The following is a 527-nucleotide window of genomic DNA, read 5'->3' as shown; positions in this document are numbered from 1 at the left end:
AAAACAAGAAAACGACATCTTGCAGCATCCTCCAAAGCAAGAAGAACAGGGATTAAAGCGCGGTTTAAAATCTCGTCATTTAACGATGATTTCCATTGGAGGGGCGATTGGCACCGGACTGTTTCTTAGCAGCGGGGCAGCTATCCATACAGCTGGACCAGGCGGCGCATTACTTGCTTATGCCTTAGTTGGGGCAATGGTGTACTTCGTGATGACCAGCTTAGGGGAACTGGCCGCCTTTATGCCGACAAGCGGTTCATTCAGTACCTATGGAACGAAATTCGTCGATCCGGCATTTGGGTTTGCCTTGGGATGGACGTACTGGTTCAATTGGTCGATGACCATAGCGGCCGAGTTGTCAGCCTCAACAATGATCATGAAATTTTGGTTTCCGAATAGTCCATCGTTGTTATGGAGTTCATCATTCTTGGTGCTCATTTTCCTATTAAACTACTTATCTGTTAAAGGATACGGTGAAGGGGAATACTGGTTTTCCTTCATAAAAGTAACAGCCATCGTTATTTTTA

The 527-nt window shown here is 45.4% G+C and carries 1 protein-coding gene; it reads left to right on the top strand.

From position 1 onward, the window contains the following. Positions 1 to 85: 85 nt before the first annotated feature. Positions 86 to 527, top strand: a 442-nt coding sequence (locus SB773_RS29975) for an amino acid permease (RefSeq protein WP_410593828.1), incomplete at its 3' end; no start/stop codon positions are given.

It is taken from the genome of Bacillus sp. SIMBA_074 (genome assembly GCF_046534555.1).
Lineage (GTDB): Bacteria > Bacillota > Bacilli > Bacillales > Bacillaceae_G > Bacillus_A > Bacillus_A mycoides.
Note: the sequence above shows the minus strand (reverse complement) of the source record. Positions and strands in the feature narration are given on the sequence as shown.